This window comes from Lacinutrix sp. MEBiC02595, assembly GCF_053601555.1.
This window is the reverse complement of sequence record NZ_JBSHNU010000201.1, coordinates 248,728-268,487: the sequence shown is the minus strand read 5'-3', so window position 1 is coordinate 268,487 and position 19,760 is coordinate 248,728. Positions and strand designations below refer to the sequence as shown.

Here is a 19,760-nt window from a genome sequence, read left to right as displayed (position 1 = left end):
GTTGCTGATTGTATTCTTTAACCAACCTTTTAAAGGTAATTGCACTATTCTTTTATAAACTTTTTAGTAGAAATACCATTCTCCGATGTTACTCTAATAAGATACATCGCATTAGTTAAAGAGGATATATCTACAGAATCACTAACCTCATTAACGGTTAATACAGATCTTCCTAATAAATCAATTACCTCTAATTTTGTAATTGCTTCCTTAGAAGTAATATTTAATTTATTTTTTACTGGATTAGGATACATAGTAAAAGCAAAAGCTTCTAACTGGTTTACGGATAATGTATTCGATGCAGAAACCAAAATATTATCTACTTCAATAGTACCAGAATCTGTAATTACACTACCATCGTTTTTTCTAAATACAACCTGTAATCTATCTAATGTTCCTGCATATGCATTACTGGTAATCTCAAAATTGTATGTAGAAAACTCACCTGCTGCATTTGTAGTAACTGGAACATCAATAAAAGTAGGAAAACCATTCAAGCCTGCAACTCTACCTCTAATTCTTAATACGTTAATTTGACTAGATGTGTTACTAATTCTTAATTGCATAAATTTATAATCGTCTGCATTTAATGTTTGAACTGCGGCATCACCATACATAACAATGTTTTTTGTAGATGCATCTGCTGTCCAATTAATTTCTAATTCTCCATTTGGATTATTTGTAAAAGTAGAAGCAAAAGCACCACCACTTCCTCCTTGTGTCCATCCTTCAAATGAATTAGCATCAAAAGTATATTCAATATCTGATTGTGCATTCATGAAAAATGTTAAGGATAAAAAAGCTAAGAAAAGAATGTAATTTTTTTTCATAATAAAAAATTTAAGTTATTGGTTTTATGTGTTTTATTCACAAGTAAAATTAATATTTATAGGAGATGTATCGTTCCTTAATATTACCATAGACTAACACTTAATTATCTGTAAATGAAAAACCCAACTTAGTATACCTTATAATAAGGTGTTACATTTTTACTACAACCTGGATAAAATAAATTTGATGCTTTATAGAATAATAATTACTATAATGAATTAGATACTTCCAATCTTATAGAAAACCGAAAAGGACCAAAAAAAGCATTTAGCCCTGGAAATCCGTATCAAATAGAAAATGGGTGTTAGTCAAGATTCTGGATCTGACCATATGGGGTTTAGAACTGTTGCCATAAAGAGATGGCAAAGGCTGAAAAATAAAATTAAATAAAGTCTAGAGCGGTAAACGGTTTATTAAGAATAGGCTTTTGATTTACATCTAGCCAATTTTCTAAAATAGTAGCATATATTTCTCTAAAGTCAACAGAATACTGGATGTCTTGATTAGCATCTAAATTTAATAAATTAGGAGCTTCATTATAAAATCCTGGTTTATTTAAATGTTTTCCTAAAACAAATACATTATTGGCTGCACCATGATCGGTTCCTCCCGCTGCATTTTGTTGTACACGTCTTCCAAATTCTGAAAAAGTTAACACCAGCGTGTCTTTAAAGGTATCCTTCTTTTCTAAGTCTTTTATAAAAGTAGTAATCGAATCATCATACGTTTTCAATAGTTTACTTTGTCTATTTAATTGATTGGCATGCGTATCAAATCCGCCCATAGACACATAAAATACTTGGCTATCTATACCCGAATTAATAAATTGTGCAGTCGTTTTTAACTGTTTTGCAAAGGGATTGTTTGGATATTCTATTGCACTAGAATAGGTTTTAGTAGTTTCAAAAATATATTTGGCACTCGACTTTGCTTCTATCATTGTCTTGTACAAATACCCTAGATTATGCTCACTTAAATGTGCACTGGTTTGGTAATCTAATATTTTATTAAAATATGGCGTATCCATATTTTTAAATAATATTTCAGGGTTTTTTGTTGCGATACCATTCATGCTTTCTCCTTTTAAAATTAACGACAAACTATCGTCTATTTCTATTCCGGAATAAGGCATTTTTCCATGATGCTCTATATATCGACCCAACCATCCCGTATTTATTACGTCCTCTCTTCCACTGGCGGTATGCCAAATATCAGAAGATCTAAAATGCGAACGTACCGGATTTGGATAACCTACATTATTGATTACCGATAGATAGCCTTTATCATATAAATTTTTCAACCCTTTTAAGGAAGAATGAAAACCTAAATCGTTAGAAGATTTCATTACATCTGAAGCAGAAACCGCCAACTTAGGTCTGCTTTTGTAATAAATATCATTTCTATAAGGAATGATTGTATTTAAGCCATCGTTTCCTCCAGACAATTGAATAATTACCAGTTTTTTTTGAGACAATGTATGCGCCGTTTTGTTTTCAAAAGCTTTTACAAAACTTGGAACAAACAATAAACTACTTGCTAAACTACTTTGCTTTATAAAATCTCTTCTTTTCATCTGAAACGGTTTAGCATAATTGATATTCTGGTAAAGACATTAACTGTATTAAATACTCCTTTACTTCCTTTTTAAACAGATTAGAGAGCATTACTTGTGTGTCTTTATCTATTGGAGAAATAATTAATAATTCTTGTAATATGTCTGCTTCTAAATTTTTATAATTCCGATTAAAGTTATCCCAAGAGGATTCTAATTTTAAGTATCTATCCTTATTTTTCTCTTTAGCATAGTACTCTTCAAAAGCATCTTCAAACTCCCCTTTTTCATCTATATTTATAACATGTCCATTTAATAAAACAGATGCTAATTTTAATCTAAACATTAAGGTATTACTATCTATCCAATTTCTATCTTGCTTCCAACCTGCTACATTTGGTGGATTTAGTAACACTTGTCCCATTAATTTTTGAACGAAAAGTAATTGGTTCTGTTTTTTGAATTTTAAAGGAACAATTTTTTGAATCCCCACAAACAACTCCATGGGCGATTTTATTTTAACCCCAATATTTTCTTCCTCATAAAACCAATCGGATGAAAATATGTAATGCATTAGCGTTTTGGTATTATAATCTTTAAAAAACACTTCTGTTAACTCCTCTAGCCTAGCCGAATCTATTTTAGGATTAATAAAATAGGCATATATTTTTGTGCAAATAAAACGCGCGCACGCTTTTTGTTGTAAAATAATATCGATGATATCGTCACCATCAAAAGTACCTGTTTGACCAAGAAACGTTTTCTCCCCATAATCATGAAACTTCGCATTCAAGGTGAAATCTCCATTTTGTTCGAACCTCCATCCTGTAAATGCACGTGCAGCTTCCTTTATATCTTGTTCTGTATACTCACCAAGACCTAATGTAAAAAGCTCCATCAGTTCTCGTGCAAAATTCTCATTAGGCTTTAATTTTACATTTTGCCTATTATTTAGATATTTACTCATGGAAGCTTCTCTTGCAATTGCTTTTACAAATGCTTTAAAATCTCCCAATGCGTATGTTCTTAAAGTATTGTTATATTTTAAGACATGAATGATATGATTGTCTTTACAAACAAAAACGTTAGCCCAAAACAAGGTTAATTTTTCATTTAAAACCGCATCTGTATCTCTTAATTTATGCAACCAAACACTATTTAGTGCTCTTACTTTTAGTCTGCTTTTTTTAATGAGTGCTCTATATAGTTCTTCGTTGTTTTTTCTTTCCTCATTAGACATATTTATATAGTCGTCAAACTCGGATAAGTCCATCGTAATAGGCTCAAAATTTTCGGACTTTAAAAATAAATCAGAAACAACTTCTGCTTTAGATTTTAAGGACGCCTTAGAAAGTTCGGTATTATTTAACCCAAAACCTGCCCTAAAATATAAATGCTGTATCTGTTTCCTTTTCATATTAAAGCGCTTTAATTACATATACTAAGACGTGTTGAACCGTAAAAGGTTTAAACTACTAATGCTTTTAACCTATGTACTGCTTGTTCTGCTGTGATATCGCGTTGCGGAGAACCAAACATTTCATAACCTACCATAAATTTTTTAACCGTTGCACTTCGCAATAATGGTGGGTAAAAACTCATGTGCCAATGCCAATGTTTATTCGCTTCTCCATTAGTTGGTGATTGATGAATACCACTAGAATACGGAAATGAGCATTCAAATAACGCATCGTAAGCTTTTGTTATTTTCGAAATAGCTTCCGAAAAATCTAAACTTTCTTCTGCTGAAATTTCCGCAATATTAGCATGTTGTTTTTTAGGAACAATCATGGTTTCAAAAGGCCAAACTGCCCAAAATGGGGTTAGTACTACAAAATTTTCATTTTGATAAATAATACGTTCATCAGCTTCCAATTCTTGTTTCAAATAATCGCCTAACAAACTAGATTTATGCTTTGCGAAATACGCTTCCTGATTTTTGTCTTTCTTCTCTACTTCATTTGGTAAGGTAGACTGACTCCATATTTGTCCGTGAGGATGCGGATTACTACAACCCATAACTGCTCCCTTGTTTTCAAATATTTGTACGTAATTAATCATGGCATGCGCTCCTAACTCTAAGTATTCCTTTTGCCAAGTAGTTACCACTTTATTAATGTCAGCAACTTCGATATCTGCTAAACTCTTAGAGTGGTCTGGACTAAAACAAATAACTTTACAAATTCCTTGTTCGCTTTCTGCCTTAAACAACCCTTCATTTACAGAAAATGTAGGCGAAGTTGTTTGTAATGCTGCAAAATCATTAGTAAAAACAAACACGTCTTTATACTCTGGATTTTGTTCTCCATTAATACGAGTATTCCCGGCGCATAAGTAACAAGAAGGATCATGTGCTGGTCTATGTTCTTCTTGAACAGCTTCATTTTGACCTTGCCAAGGTCGTTTTGCTCTATGTGGAGAAACTAAAACCCATTCTCCTGTTAAAATATTAAATCGTTTGTGTGAGTACTCTTGTAAATTAGAATTCATTGTATTCTGATTTTTATTATATAACATTTGTTCCTTTGGAAAGTTTTACTTTGTATACATTACAAGTTCTCCCAAACCTTTTCTGAAATTTATCTGAAGCTTCTTTTTTAAAATTTTTAAATTCACTTTTCAATACCAAATTTATGGTACAACCACCAAAACCGCCTCCCATCATTCTGGCTCCTAACACATTTTGATTTTCTTTTGCAAGCGTGGCTAAAAAATCTAACTCTTCACAACTTACTTTGTACTGTGTACTTAATCCGTTATGCGATTGATTAAGTAAAGCACCTAACATCTCTAAATCACCGGTATCAATATATTTTGCAAACGCATGAACACGTAAATTTTCTTCAATAACATACAGTGCTTTTTGGTAGTCTTCTTCTGTGATATCCTCTTTAATTCCATTTAAATCTTCAATGCTTACCTCTCTTAAAGCGTTAACATTTAGTTTTTTAGATATAGCTTCGCAAACAGACCTTCTATCATTATAAGCACTTTCAGATAGATCATGCTTTACATTGGTGTTGATAAGCATCAGTGTATAATCCTTAAAATCTATCTTATATGGTGTTGCAGTAACCGTTTTACAATCTAAAAGCAAAGCACTTTTTTTAATACCAAACATACTCGCATATTGATCCATAATACCACATTTAACACCTGCATATTTATGCTCTGCTTTTTGTGAAATAAGTATCATTTGCTTTTTGGTTAGCTTTAGCTTAAATAATTTATTTAAAGCATAAACCACACTGTTTTCTAAAGCTGCAGAAGACGACAAACCAGCTCCACCAGGAACATTACCTGCAAATGCAATGTCAAAATTTTCTAATGCATGCCCTAAGTCTAAAATCTCGCCAACGACTCCCAAAATATAATTACGCCAACCACCATTTTCTATCGGCTGAAGATCTTTAAGTTTAAATTCGTAAAAGTCATTTTTGTTTATAGCAAATACCGTACTTGTATCTCTTTTATTTTTTTGAATTGCTAGTACAATACCTTTATTAATTGCTGCAGGAAAAACAAAACCATCGTTATAGTCTGTATGCTCTCCAATAAGATTTATTCTTCCTGGTGCAAACACCATTAATGGCTTCGTTTTAAAATGCTCTTCAAAACTTTTTTTCACTTCTTTAATTAGCTTTTTGCTCATTTTATTTCGTTTTAGACTAGATGCTTTTAATTATTTTCAAGATCCAGTACATATGATACTTTATAGGTCTGTCCTGGTTCTAGTATTTGTAATCCTATTTTATTATTTAAACTATTTGAAACACCTGTTGTAGGTTCTATTGCAATAAGGTTTAAAATATTTGGCGTATAAAGTTGCAAGTAATTGTTTTTGGCCGAAGATGTCATGCTCAATTTATACTTAGGTGTCCTGAATATTACCCTATTTTCATCTAAGTGATATGCAGTATCCAGTGCATTCTTTTTTATTTGAAATGGCATAGGTGCGCTAAATGCGGAAGTACCTTTAGTTATCATTCTAACATCACTTTCCATTTGCATTTTACTATCAAAAGCGACAGAACTATTATATAAGTCATCCGACAAAAAATAAGGATGCCACCCCAAAGTAAAAGGGAAAGAGGTAGTATCTGTATTTTTTACCTTCAATTTTAAGCGAAGACCGTTTTGCGACATTTTATAAATAACATGGATATTATATGCAAAAGGAAACCCTGCATTTTTGCCTATAGCTTTATACTGTAATTCTAATTTTGCGAAATTTAAGGATGCTTCCTTTTTAATCACTTTAAACGTTTTATCATATACTAATCCATGTAATGCATTATTTCTATCTTCCTCATTACAGCCTAGATTATATGTCTTATTTTCAAAAGAATATATACCATCCTTTACTCTATTTGCAAAAGGAAATAAAATGGAAGAAGCATACGATTCTTTATATGGAAACGCATTGTTTAGGGTAATTAAAGGTGCTTTATTTAAAGTCAATAGGTCTAGTCTTCCTCCTTCATCTAAACAAATTCTTGCTACTGAATTTCCTTCCGGACTATATAATTCCACATAGTTTAAGTCCTTTTTAGCATGTGTTTTTATTTGAAACATATTATAAAGATTTTCTTATAGTTAGATGACACGGATTTTCTTCTTGTAAATGTTCTGTATTCAATATCATTTCCGCCAAGCGTTTTCCCATCGCATTAAAATCGGTTGAAATGGTGGTAATACCTTCTGCTACTACTTCTTTTAAAATAGTATCATTATAAGATACAATACCTACTTCTTCTCCTAGTTTTAATACTTCTGATTTAATCTTTTTTAGCATTCGAATTAGATTTTTATCATCTAAAACAAAATATATTTCTCCTTTTAAAGGGGTTCTATTTTCTAAAGAAGCGATCACTTCATTTTCCATATTATTATCCTTACAAAAACGCAAAAAACCGGTAACTATTCCTTTTGGTTGCTTTTCACTTTGAAACAACAATACTATTTTATGATACTTTTTAATGAGATCCATACCAGCATGAAGCGACTGGTAGATATTACTTTCAAAATTTTGAAAAATAGAAGGATATGCTTTTAAATCCGAATGTGTTTGATCTAAAATATAGACTTTATCTGAAGGTAAATGCTGAATAATAGTATTCGCGTTTTTAAAATTGGCAGGCATAATTACGTAGTAATTATAATTACCTATACTATCGCTAATCAGTTTTTCAAACATGTTAAAATTAAAATGATGAAAGAAAATATCTACTTGAATTTCACTACTTAAATTATTTATGAAGGAATTATATAAATCTTCTTTAAACGAATTTAACTCATCAAATAGCAGAAAAATCTTTTGAGAAATATGTACATGTTCACTTAAAACATAATACCCTTTACCAACAATAGATTGTATGATGCCTCTCGCTTTCAAATCATTATAAGCAATTAAAACGGTGTCTCTAGATATAGAATTTCTATTCTTGATACTATTTAAAGAAGGTAGTTTATCTCCTTTAATTAAATCCCCATGTAATATAGCATGCTCCACGGCATCCACTATTTGCTTATATTTTGGTACACTTGATTTTTTAGAAATTTTTATCAGATTCATAAACAAATGTAAAGAAAAAAAATAAACTAGTAGGTACTGGTTGGTAATTTTATATTTTTTTGTAAATTAGCACGGTATTAAAACATGCATTTGAAATGAAAAAAAAGGTAATTGTTACAGGAGGTTGTGGTTATATTGGATCGCATACCGTTATAGAATTGATTCAAAACAATTTTGAAGTTTTAATTTTTGATGATTTATCTAATTCATCTGAAGAAACCATTGAAAGAATACAAGAAATTACTGGCGTAAAACCGGCTTTTGTAGAAATCGATTTAAAAAATAGCGCAGCCACTGCGAAGGTTTTTAAAATACATGCAGATGCAGATGCGGTGATACACTTCGCGGCACACAAAGCCGTGGGGGAATCTGTTGACAATCCTTTAAAATATTACCAAAACAATTTTTACTCCCTTTTAAACACTTTAATTTCACAAAGCGAAAACGGGATTAATAATTTCATATTTTCTTCTTCTGCTACGGTTTATGGCTTACCAAAAACGTTACCAATAACCGAAGAAAATGAAACCCAACGCCCTTTTTCTGCTTACGGAAACACGAAAAAAGTTGCGGAAGAAATACTGGAAGATTATACCAATTCAAATGCAAAATTTTCAGCAATATCGCTCAGATATTTTAATCCTATTGGTGCACATGCTTCTGGTTTAATTGGGGAATTACCTAATGGAACGCCTAACAATTTAATGCCTTATATCACGCAAACTGCTGCAGGAATAAGAGAAAAACTTATGGTTTTTGGTAAAGATTATCCTACTAAAGATGGCACACCAATTAGAGACTATATCCACGTAGTAGATTTGGCTAAAGCCCATGTAATTGCCGTAACGCGATTACTTGACAACGCGAATGAAAAATCCCTAGAAACCTTTAACCTTGGAACTGGTATTGGCTATTCTGTGATGGATGTTATTAATTCGTTTGAAAAAGTATCGAAATCCAAACTTAATTATGAAATCACAGACCGTCGAGATGGTGATGTTCCAGAACTTTATGCTGCTACAAATTTAGCGAAAGAAAAACTAGGTTGGATTGCCGAAAAAGGATTGGATGAAATGATTGATTCTTCATGGAAATGGGAACAGAACTATAGAAAAATTTAATAGCAGCAAAAAAAGGTGTAGCTTTCACCAAGCAAACCTACAGTTAATTAAAGCGTACTTATTTCGGAAACATGAAAAAAATCACACTAAAAGACATTGCTAAACACTTCAATGTTTCCGTTTCTACTGTATCTAAGTCACTAAATAACAGTATAGAAATTAGCAAACCCACAGCCGAAAAAATAAAAGCATACGCCAAAGAAAAAAATTACACCCCTAATTTTAATGCGCTAAGTTTAAAAAATCAAAAGACGAAGACTATTGGAGTAATTATTCCAAACATGCTTAACTATTACTTTGCACAAATATTAAAAGGAATAGAAAAAATTGCCTCTCTAAGAGAATACCGAGTAATTACGTGTATTTCCAACGAATCTCTTCAAAAAGAAATTGAAACTATAGAAATGTTATCGACAGGTGTTGTGGATGGATTTATTATTTCTATTTCTGAAGAAACCCAATTAAAAGAGAGCTATACACATTTAAACGCCTGTCTAGAAAAAGCAATCCCATTAGTAATGTTTGATCGTGTTGTTGCAGAAATAAATTGCGACAAAGTAATTACAGACGATTACAAGGCATCTATTAACGCTGTTAATTATTTAAAAAACAAGGGTTGCAAAAAGATTGCATTTGTTTCCACCGATATAAATTTAAGTATTGGAAAATCTAGATATGAAGGCTATTTAGCTGGTTTAAAAAGCAACAATCTCAAAAAACAGGATGCCATCATTATTACAACACATGAAATGTATTATAAAAAACATGAGGCTGTTGTAAAACCTTTATTTAATCATTCGTTTGATGCTTTAATTACATCTAATGAATCTGTTGCAATAGCTGCCATGAAGGTAGCGCAACAAAAAGGAATAAAAATACCAGAAACTTTATCTGTTTTAGCATTTTCTAACGGCATTCTTGCAAGACATTCCAATCCTAGGCTTAGTACAATTAGTAGACACGGAGAAATTATTGGAGAAAAAGCTGCTACCTTATTAATTAATAAATTAGAAAATAAAATTGCATATACGACATCAGAAACCGTAGAAACCGATATCGTTCTAAGAAATTCTTCAAAATAAAACACTGCAGTACGATTAGGTACAGGTATCATTAAAATACTTGGTGTTAATATCCAAAACGTCTTAAATCTAAACCTTCAGAACCGAGTTCCTATCGCTTTTCAGAAAACATATATACTATAATATTCTTAATTAGAAACCTTGTTAAAGATTCTAAATTACAAATCATAAACGCCTTACCAAGCAGTTGCATCTAACTGTACTCGCTTCCAAGTATCAGTGGCTGTACAAATATAAATATATGTTGCTGTAACTCGAATTTCTCCTTGTGCACCTGTAGATGACGAAGTTGCCGGAGCTGCATTTAGAGCAGAAACTTTAAACTGTGTAGCCTCCGTTGTACCATTAACCTCTAAAGCATGCGTTGTTGCTATTTTAGCAATACCTACTTTGTTAGTGGCAAAATCTCCATAAATTAAAGGTATTGCTCCGTTAGAATTATTAATAAGTAATGTAGAAGAAATTGTAGAATTAGCAGCTGTAAAGAAACCCGCATTATATCCTATAAACACGTTAGCATTACCCCTAATATTCCGACCTGCTTCACGTCCTATAAATACGTTATTATTACCAGTAAGTGCATATCCAGCGGTTGCACCTACTACCGTATTCTCTGCACCTGAGGTAGTATCAAACATTGCTCCACGTCCAATAGCTGTATTATCATCTGCGTTTCTATTTTTACGCAATGCCCCATTACCGACGGCTACATTGTTAGACCCTGTTCGATTTTCCAGCAGTGCTGCCTGACCAATAGCAGTATTAGACTCTCCTGAAGTATTATCACTTAAGGCATTATAACCAAGCGCCGAGTTATAGTTACCTGTTTTGTTTGATGTCATTGTTAAGCTTCCAACAGCACTATTTTGACTACCCGTTGTATTTGAAAACAGTGTACCATTTCCAATCGCTACATTTTTATCTCCATCTAAATTCTTATTCAGTGCTGTACTACCAACTGCTGTATTATTCTCTCCTGAAGTATTCGCGTTTAAGGCCTGGCTTCCAAAAGCAGAATTCCCGAAACCAACAGTATTTAAGCGTAATGCCGAATATCCAAATGCAGAGTTATCATCATTAGTATTACTCAATAAAGCACCATTACCAAAAGCAGAATTATTAGCACCTGTAACATTATTTACTAATGCAGACCAACCTGTTGCGGTATTAAATGTACCCGTTGTATTTTTAAAAAGCGCTTGATACCCAACAGCTGTACTTTGATTTGCAGTATTAACATGCAAAGCTTGAGCGCCAACTGCTGTATTCGCATTACCAGTGCTGGATGCTAAAGCAACTTGACCCAGCGCTGTGTTACCAAACCCCGTTATATTAGCTTGCAGGGCTCTATAACCTAATCCAACATTCCTCCTATTATCACTATCTGTATTTTCACCCGCTTCAATCCCAATAAAAACAGAAGAGCCATCATCCGTGCCATCCACATCCGATTTACCATCAGAAAGATCATTTATTTTTTCGATACTCGAAAGTCGAATCCATCTTGTAGTTGGTTGATCCCAATGGTAAAAGCCTTTTTCATCAACAGGAGTAGTAAGATATATTAGCATACCTTGTTGTGCAGCCGTAGGAGGAGTTAAAGGAAAAGCATCTACTCTAGGAATCAATATCCCATCTGCATTGGATGGAGCTGCTTGGTTAGATGCGGTAATATCTATAGTCGCTTTTGGATCGGAATTGCCTACACCTACTTGAGCGTAAGAAAAAGAGAACATTAGTAATAAGGTATAAAAAGCAATATTTCTGAAGATTAATTTACTCTGTTTGTACATAGTCGTTTTATTGATTACTATTTTTTCTCTAATGTACTCCCCTTTACCACAACCAATCAAGTTTATATTATCCCTAACTAGAACCAAATTAACATATATAAAAAATGTTTTTTTAACACGAACTCGAACTAACGTATTATTTCATAATCTACTTTCCCAATATAGATTAACGCTTTCCTATCTACTATACGAATGAAATACCTAAAAATGAATCTGTCCTAACATTTTCAATTGGTATTTATGTAAGACATTCCAATCCAAGACGTAGTACCGTTATCCTATGTATATAAATAATGGATGATTTAGCGATTACCAATAAATGTTTTATAAAAAAGACAAACCCTTTTATTAACATTTCTATACGCTTTGTTTTAATATCAAAGACGTAAATTTGGATTTCGTATACATTACAATTAAAAATAAAATAAATACGTTAAATTGCTATTTACCTAAAATACTTGAGCTAGTGTATGGAGCCGAAAAAGGTGCATAAAAAATCTTCATTTTGGAAAATCGTTAAAAGAACGATTCTAGTTCTTTTTGTACTTTTTGTTGCGCTTATATTATTTATAAGAAGTCCGTGGGGACAAGACATTATTGTAACCAAAGCAACCAATTATGTCTCTAATAAAACCAATACAAAAGTTGAAATTAATAAACTATACCTTACTTTTTCTGGTAATCTACTTCTTAAAGGGCTTTATTTAGAAGATATCAAAGGAGATACTTTAGTTTACTCTAAAAACATGGAAGCTTCTGTAGCTTTATTGCCTTTAATTAAAGGAGATGAGTTTTATTTAAAGGCATTAGAATGGGAAGGTTTAAAAGCAAATGTCTACAGAAAGGATAGCATTTCTAGCTTTAATTATCAATTTTTATTGGATGCTTTTACTACGGAAGACACTACAACTGTTTCAACTTCTGGAAAGCCTATAAAAATCACATTAGGAAAACTACATCTTAAAGATATAGATGTAACATACAAAGATGCTCATTTAGGGATGCAGAGTGACATTCGATTAAATAGCCTTAATGTAGAAACCAATGCTATAGATTTAGAGCAGATGGGTTTTGATGTTAATAAAATAGAACTTACAGATGGTGTGATTAACTACAAGCAAACCAAACCATTTATTACCAATACAGAAGAACCAGAAACCAAATCTCCATTAATTGCTATCCAAAATTTGGACTTCAATAATACGCGGATTTCTTATAATGCTACTCCAGACCAACTGGACTTAAATGTATTCTTGGATGCATTACATCTACAAATGCCTGTTTTAGATTTAGAAGAACAAGTGGTTACGATAACCGATTTCCAACTAAGAAATTCCGTTATAGGATTTCAGCAATTAAAGCCAATTACAGAAACGACTATCGAGAAATCTACAAATTTCGAATGGCCACAATGGAAGATTACCGCAAACCATATCGATTTCTCTAATAATCAAATTACAGCAAAAACCGGAAAAACAACCTTGGTGAACTATGTGTTTAATTCGGAAGATATACAACTAAAAGATTTTAATTTTAAAGCCAATACGCTTTTATATCAACCCGAAAATGCTAGTGTATCTTTAGAAAAGGTATCGTTTCTAGAACGAAGCGGCTTTCAATTAAAAAACGGTACCACGCAATTAGCGTTAAATAACACTTCCACTACATTTAAAGAATTGTCGTTACATACTAACAATAATAGCGTTGCTGGTACTATTTCGATACAATACAATACTATAAATACTTTATTTAATACTCCAGATTTAAGTAAAATAGCCGTTTCCATTCCTAACTTAAGTATCAATCCGAAAGATGTTTTTTTCTTCGCACCAGAACTTAAAAATAATAGTTATCTAACCACGCTTTCGCGGAAACAAATTACCGGTGCATTACACCTAAATGGCACTCTAAATAATCTTAACATACCAAAAACTGCTCTTCATTGGGGGAAAAACACAAAAATTAGTGCCGAAGGTTTTATAAAAAACATTTTAGATACCAATACATTATATGTAGATCTTAAAAACTTGGATATCGCTTCCGTTAAAAAGGATGCATTAGCTTTTACGACTCCGCAAACGAGCAACATCGAATTCCCAGCAACCTTTCGATTAAAAGGTAGTATTCATGGTGGATTAAGTACTATTACAACCAATGCGAAACTTATCACTTCGGATGGAAATATTGCCGTAAAAGGAAATTTCAAAAACACCAATACGATTGCTTTTAATGGCAACTTTGATGTTACTAATTTACAGCTAGGCAAAATTCTTAAAAATGAAAAATTAGGCGTTTACGCTTTTACAACAGCGATTAAAGGAGAAGGCACCAGCTGGAATACTTTAAATGCAGAATTAACCACCAACTTTAAGCAACTTTCTTATAATAACTATGATTTTTCACAACTGAATCTAAACGGAAAAATCACCAATGGTAACGGAAATCTAAATGTAGATTTTAAGGATGAAAACTTAGATTTTGAGATAGAAAATACAATTCAATTAGATTCGGTTGCTTCAAAAATACACTCGGTTTTACAGCTAAAAGGAGTTAATTTCCAATCCTTCGGACTTACACAAAATGATGTCCGTGCAAAATTTAACCTAGAAGCAGATATTGTAGGTAATAATACAGACAATCTGCAATTTAAGGGTCTAATTACCGATGCGCTTTCTGTTAGAGACAATACCCCTTATTTATTGGGCGACATTTCTTTTGATGGCGCGCTTACCAATGAGACTACTGCTTTTTCTATGGAAAGCAATCCAGTAAATGCCGATTTGTTTTCCAATACAGATATAGCAAATCTTATTACAGAGCTACAAAATCAATTTAATAACTACTTTGAAGATACTATTACTCCGTTAGAAACAGATGTGCCATCTACCACCACAATGCAGTTCAATGCAACGGTAAAACAAGCACCAATTCTTAAAGATTTATTTTTACCCAAGTTAGAATCGTTAGCGCCAATAGCAATAACCATCGACTTTAATGCGCAAAAGAATTTGTTTAAAGCGAGTGCTAATGCACCACAAATAACCTATGACGGAAGTACTATGGACAGCCTTGATTTTTCCCTGAATGCAGAAAAAGAAACTTTAAATTTTGATTTTGCATTGGGAAATTTAAAAACTGGAGCGATAGCCATTCAAAAAATAAACCTAAAAGGAAATTTAATAGATCAGGTACTTTACTCCAATTTTAATGCTTTAGATTCTAGTGAAACTTTAATTCAAATTGCTTCCGAAGTTACCAAGAATAAAGACAGCATTGGTTTTCATATTAACCCGAAGGGATTCCTGCTTAACAAAGAAAACTGGTCTATTCTTCCAAATAATAAAATCACCTATGCTCCTAATTTTTTAGGCTTTACCGATTTTAAGCTTAGCCAAAATGAGCAGCAAATTACCGTTAGTAATACCTTAGCTGGAAAAGACATAGAACACATAGGATTTGATTTTAAAAATTTCGAATTAAGTACTATTACCAGCCTTTTTAACCAAGAAAAGCTACTCGCTTCTGGTGAATTAAATGGAGAAGTTATTATAGAAAATCCTTTTGGAGATTTAGGAATAATAGCCAACACCAATGTATCTAATTTACAAGTTATAGAAGTGCCTTTGGGGGCTTTAACCTTAAATGCAAAATCTATAACTAGTTCTAAGTATGATCTTAATTTAGCGGTTAATGGTGCCAACTTAAACCTAGATATTGTTGGCGATTATGAAGCAAATAAAGATGGAGCACCTCTACATTTTGACATCGATTTAAAAAATCTAGAATTAAAAGCAATCGAGCAATTTGCAGGAACTTATATTTCAAAAACGTCTGGAAATCTTTCTGGAAAAATCAAACTAACTGGTACATCGAAAGTACCTAAATTTTTAGGAAATGTAAAATTTAATGCATCTGGCCTAACCATTAATGCGCTTAATGCTTCTTTTTTACTTCCAAAAGAATCTATAAAACTGGATAATACAGGTATTTATTTTGATGCATTCACCTTAGAAGACACCAATAAAAACCCTTTGGTTTTAGATGGAAAAATCACCACTAAAAACCTAACAAATCCGTCATTTGATTTAACTCTAAAAGCAAAAAACATAGAAGTTTTAAATTCCACAGAAAAGGATAATGATTTATTCTACGGAAAAGTAAATCTCGATACAGATGTAGCTATCACTGGAACTTTAGAACTTCCAAAAGTGAGAGGTAGTTTAATGATCAATGAAGCTTCCAATTTCACCTATGTTATTCCTGAAGATGAAGTGAACCTAGTAGAAAAAGAAGGGGTTGTCATTTTTGTAAACAAGGAAAATCCGGATGATATTTTAACGAAGCAAACAGAGGATTTATCATCCACAGCTGTTTTAACAGGATATGATATCGATGCACAACTAACGGTTTCCAAAAAAGCTATTTTTAATATTATTGTGGATGAGCGTTCTGGTGATAATTTAAAAGTTTCTGGTACCGGAGACTTTAAATTTGGTATTGCCAAAAATGGAGACATGTCACTCTCTGGAAAGTATGAAGTAGATAGTGGCCACTACGAAGTAAGTTTATATAATTTAGTGAAAAGGCATTTTGATATTGCAAAAGGGAGCAGTATTGTTTGGCGTGGTAATCCGTTAGAAGCAGATATGGATATTCGTGCTATTTATGAAATAGAAACCGCTGCATCTGGTTTAATGGCCACCCAACTTACAGGAGAAAGCGCGAGTGTTACCAGTAAATATAGGCAACAATTACCGTTTTTGGTATATCTTAATTTAAAAGGACAACTTCTAAAACCGGAGATTTCATTTAATCTAGATATCCCAAAAGACAGTCAAGGAGAACTTGGCGGCGCAGTTTATGCACAAGTACAACAAATTAACACACAAGAAGACGAATTGAATAAGCAAGTATTTTCTTTATTAGTACTAAATCAATTTTTTCCTTCCTCTACTAGTGATGGTAGTAGTGGTGGCTCCCTATCGATTGCACGAGATAATGCCAATAGTGTGCTCTCCAACCAACTTAATAATTTTTCAAATAAGCTTTTGGGTAAATCTGGTATTGAGTTGGACTTCGGAATTGATAGTTACACCGATTATCAAGGAGATGCACCAACCAACAAAACACAATTAGATGTGAATGCCAGAAAACGATTATTTAACGATAGACTTATTGTAGAAGTAGGAAGTGGCGTAGATATTCAAGAAGGTTCGCAAAATGCTGGAGAAACCACGCCATTGGTTGGTACCGTAAATATTCAATATCTTTTTGATGATAATGGCAGATGGAGATTGAAAGCGTATCGAAAAAATGATTTTCAAAATGTTATTGACGGACAAATTATACTCACAGGAATTTCTCTAATTTTTAATCAAGAGTTTAATAAATTTGAAGAGCTTTTCGCGAAAGCGGTAAAAGAAGAAGTTGCCAAAATTAAAGAGGAAGAAAAGCAATCCGTAAAACAAGAAGAGGAAAAAGACAAAAATGAAGAGGAAAAATCTGAAGAATAAAACCATGAAGTTAAAACACTACTCTATTTTATTTTTGATATGCATAGTATGCTCTTGTAGCGTAAATAAGTTTATTCCAGAAAATGAAACTTTATATCATGGTGCTACTTTTAAAATTAATTCCGAAGAAAAAATAAAAGATCTAGCTGCTATAAAAGATGAGCTTCAAGCTGTTTTAAGACCGCAACCCAATTCCTCAAAACTAGGAGTACTAGCACGTTATAAAGTCGCAAAAGGAAAACCAGGATTCATCTATCGATTTATAGATAAAAAACTAGGCGAAGATCCTGTTTATCAATCGAATGTGGATATCAATAAAACGGAAAATCTTATTTTAAATAGATTAGAAAATTTAGGATTCTTCTTTAGTACAGTAACTTCAGAAATTAAAACAGGAACGAAAAAAAGTGAAGTTGTTTATACTATCGAAGTCAAACAACCATATCGCATGGAAACCTATCAGTTGGACTCCGATTCGTTATCTATATATAAAGAAATTCAGAAAACGCTAAGCGAATCTTTTATTAAAAAAGGAGATCGCTTCAACCTTTCCAATCTTAAAATAGAACGGGAACGTATAGATGAACATCTTAAATCTAAAGGGTATTATAATTTTAATGCCGACTTTTTAATTTTTGAAATAGATACCAACCGACTTAAAACACAACGTTATGATTTGTTTTTACGTTTAAAAAAGAACACACCAAAAAAAGCATTATTTGCATACCAATTAGACAGCATAAATGTATATCCAGATTACACAATAAACAAAACGAGTAATCCGGAAGATGTTGTAACTATAGATGGCATAAACTTCATACAAGATACCCTTTTTTTCAAACCCAAACGATTGCGACCGTTTATGCAGCTTGAAAGCGGACAGTTTTATGACCCAACTAAATTTAGATCTACCAGTAGACGTCTTTCCTCTATTAGCACCTATAAATTTGTTAATGTGCAGTTTGAAGAACAACCAATACAAGAAAACGATACCATTGGTTATCTAAATACCAATATTTACTTATCCCCTTTAAATAAACGTGCATTAAGTGCAGAACTGCAAGCGAACTCCAAATCGAATGGCTTTACAGGACCTACATTAGCATTAAGTTACACCAATAGAAACCTTTTTAAAGGTGGTGAAGTTTTAAAGATTACTGGAGATTTCGGGTATGAATCTCAATTGGGTGGTAACTCTAGCGGCACAACAGGTCTTAGCAGCACACAATTGGGTGTAACCGCTAATCTTGTTTTCCCAAGGCTAATTTTCCCAATGGATTTATCAGAGCAATTTAAATATAATATCCCAAAAACAGTAATAAGTGCAGGTTTTGAATATTTAAATAGAAGTCAATTATACAGCCTAAATAGTTTTAATGCTAGTTTTGGATACCAGTATAGAGCAAATAAGTTTGTGTATCATACCATAAATCCTATTAGTACCAGTTATATTAAACTATCGAATAGTACGGAAGAATTTGAAGCTATTTTAGAGGACAATCCTTTTTTGAAAAGTAGTTTTGAGCAGCAGTTAATTTCTGGTTTAACCTATAATTTCACATATAATGAACTAAGCAATACCAAAACAAAACACCCTTTATATTTTAGTTCTAATGTAGATATCGTAGGAAACTCTTTAGGCTTATTGAGTTCGAAAAACACGGACACCGGTAAAAAAACAATCTTAGGTGTGGAGTTTGCACAGTATGTAAAAATAGATGCCGATGCTCGTTTTTATTTAAATTTAGGGAAATCGCAAACCTTAGTAACTAGATTGTATGGCGGTTATGGTTATGCGTATGGTAACTCCAGCGTACTGCCATTTTCAAGACAATTTTTCTCTGGTGGACCATATAGCATACGTGCTTTTAGAACACGATCTATTGGTCCTGGGTTATATACCGCAGAAAGCACGAGCACAAATTCATACTTTGACCGTTCTGGAGATATAAAACTGGAAGCTAATATAGAATATCGTTTTCCTTTATATTCGTACTTTAAAGGTGCGTTTTTTGTCGATGCTGGTAATGTTTGGTTACAAAATGAAAATACGGAATTGCCTGGTGGAAAATTCACGTCCAACTTTATAAATGAACTTGCCATTGGTACTGGTTTGGGTTTACGCGTAGACATTCAAAGTTTTGTACTTCGGTTAGATTGGGCTGCGCCACTGCACGCTCCTATTATTAACCAAACTAGCAATTACTCTTTGGATGCTGGTAATGGTATTTTTAATTTTGCTATAGGATATCCTTTTTAGATAGCTTCTTTATGGAAGTAAAAAAGAAATGTA

At 32.6% G+C, this 19,760-nt stretch carries 12 protein-coding genes; 4 read left to right on the top strand and 8 right to left on the bottom strand.

Annotated elements, in window-relative coordinates:
- Window positions 1-44: 44 nt before the first annotated feature.
- From ACVCZW_RS07475 to ACVCZW_RS07445, 7 genes are all read right to left on the bottom strand, one after another.
- Entirely contained in the window at window positions 45-830 is a 786-nt protein-coding gene (locus tag ACVCZW_RS07475; protein WP_452228479.1) for a T9SS type A sorting domain-containing protein, read from the bottom strand.
- A gap of 383 nt (window positions 831-1,213) precedes the next feature.
- Complete coding sequence (locus tag ACVCZW_RS07470; protein ID WP_452228478.1) at window positions 1,214-2,404, bottom strand: DUF1501 domain-containing protein; 1,191 nt, start codon at window positions 2,402-2,404, stop codon at window positions 1,214-1,216.
- A 10-nt stretch (window positions 2,405-2,414) separates the two neighbouring features.
- A complete protein-coding gene (locus tag ACVCZW_RS07465) occupies window positions 2,415-3,800 on the bottom strand; it encodes a DUF1800 domain-containing protein (protein WP_452228477.1) in 1,386 nt (461 codons plus the stop codon).
- Window positions 3,801-3,850: 50 nt separating this feature from the next.
- Window positions 3,851-4,873, bottom strand: a complete 1,023-nt coding sequence (locus ACVCZW_RS07460; protein WP_452228476.1) for a UDP-glucose--hexose-1-phosphate uridylyltransferase — start codon at window positions 4,871-4,873, stop codon at window positions 3,851-3,853.
- Window positions 4,874-4,889: 16 nt separating this feature from the next.
- Window positions 4,890-6,035, bottom strand: coding sequence for a galactokinase (gene galK, locus ACVCZW_RS07455; protein ID WP_452228475.1), 1,146 nt, complete (start codon window positions 6,033-6,035; stop codon window positions 4,890-4,892).
- Between the two features lie 26 nt (window positions 6,036-6,061).
- On the bottom strand, window positions 6,062-6,958 hold the full coding sequence (locus ACVCZW_RS07450) for an aldose epimerase family protein (protein WP_452228474.1): 897 nt from the start codon (window positions 6,956-6,958) through the stop codon (window positions 6,062-6,064).
- 1 nt (window position 6,959) lies between these two features.
- Window positions 6,960-7,958, bottom strand: coding sequence for a GntR family transcriptional regulator (locus ACVCZW_RS07445; RefSeq protein ID WP_452228473.1), 999 nt, complete (start codon window positions 7,956-7,958; stop codon window positions 6,960-6,962).
- A 95-nt stretch (window positions 7,959-8,053) separates the two neighbouring features.
- Here ACVCZW_RS07445 and galE point away from each other — a divergent pair, with 95 nt between their 5' ends.
- Entirely contained in the window at window positions 8,054-9,079 is a 1,026-nt protein-coding gene (gene galE / locus ACVCZW_RS07440; RefSeq protein ID WP_452228472.1) for a UDP-glucose 4-epimerase GalE, read from the top strand.
- A 71-nt stretch (window positions 9,080-9,150) separates the two neighbouring features.
- Complete coding sequence (locus ACVCZW_RS07435) at window positions 9,151-10,161, top strand: LacI family DNA-binding transcriptional regulator (RefSeq protein WP_452228471.1); 1,011 nt, start codon at window positions 9,151-9,153, stop codon at window positions 10,159-10,161.
- A 176-nt stretch (window positions 10,162-10,337) separates the two neighbouring features.
- Here the strand turns inward: ACVCZW_RS07435 and ACVCZW_RS07430 are convergent, their stop codons facing one another.
- Window positions 10,338-12,041 carry a hypothetical protein gene (locus ACVCZW_RS07430; RefSeq protein WP_452228470.1) on the bottom strand — a complete coding sequence of 568 codons (1,704 nt, stop codon included), beginning with the start codon at window positions 12,039-12,041 and terminating at the stop codon, window positions 10,338-10,340.
- A gap of 398 nt (window positions 12,042-12,439) precedes the next feature.
- Here ACVCZW_RS07430 and ACVCZW_RS07425 point away from each other — a divergent pair, with 398 nt between their 5' ends.
- Both ACVCZW_RS07425 and tamL read left to right on the top strand, forming a co-directional pair.
- On the top strand, window positions 12,440-17,467 hold the full coding sequence (locus ACVCZW_RS07425) for a translocation/assembly module TamB domain-containing protein (protein ID WP_452232083.1): 5,028 nt from the start codon (window positions 12,440-12,442) through the stop codon (window positions 17,465-17,467).
- Window positions 17,468-17,471: 4 nt separating this feature from the next.
- Complete coding sequence (tamL, locus tag ACVCZW_RS07420) at window positions 17,472-19,727, top strand: translocation and assembly module lipoprotein TamL (RefSeq protein WP_452232082.1); 2,256 nt, start codon at window positions 17,472-17,474, stop codon at window positions 19,725-19,727.
- The last annotated feature ends 33 nt before the right edge of the window (window positions 19,728-19,760 follow it).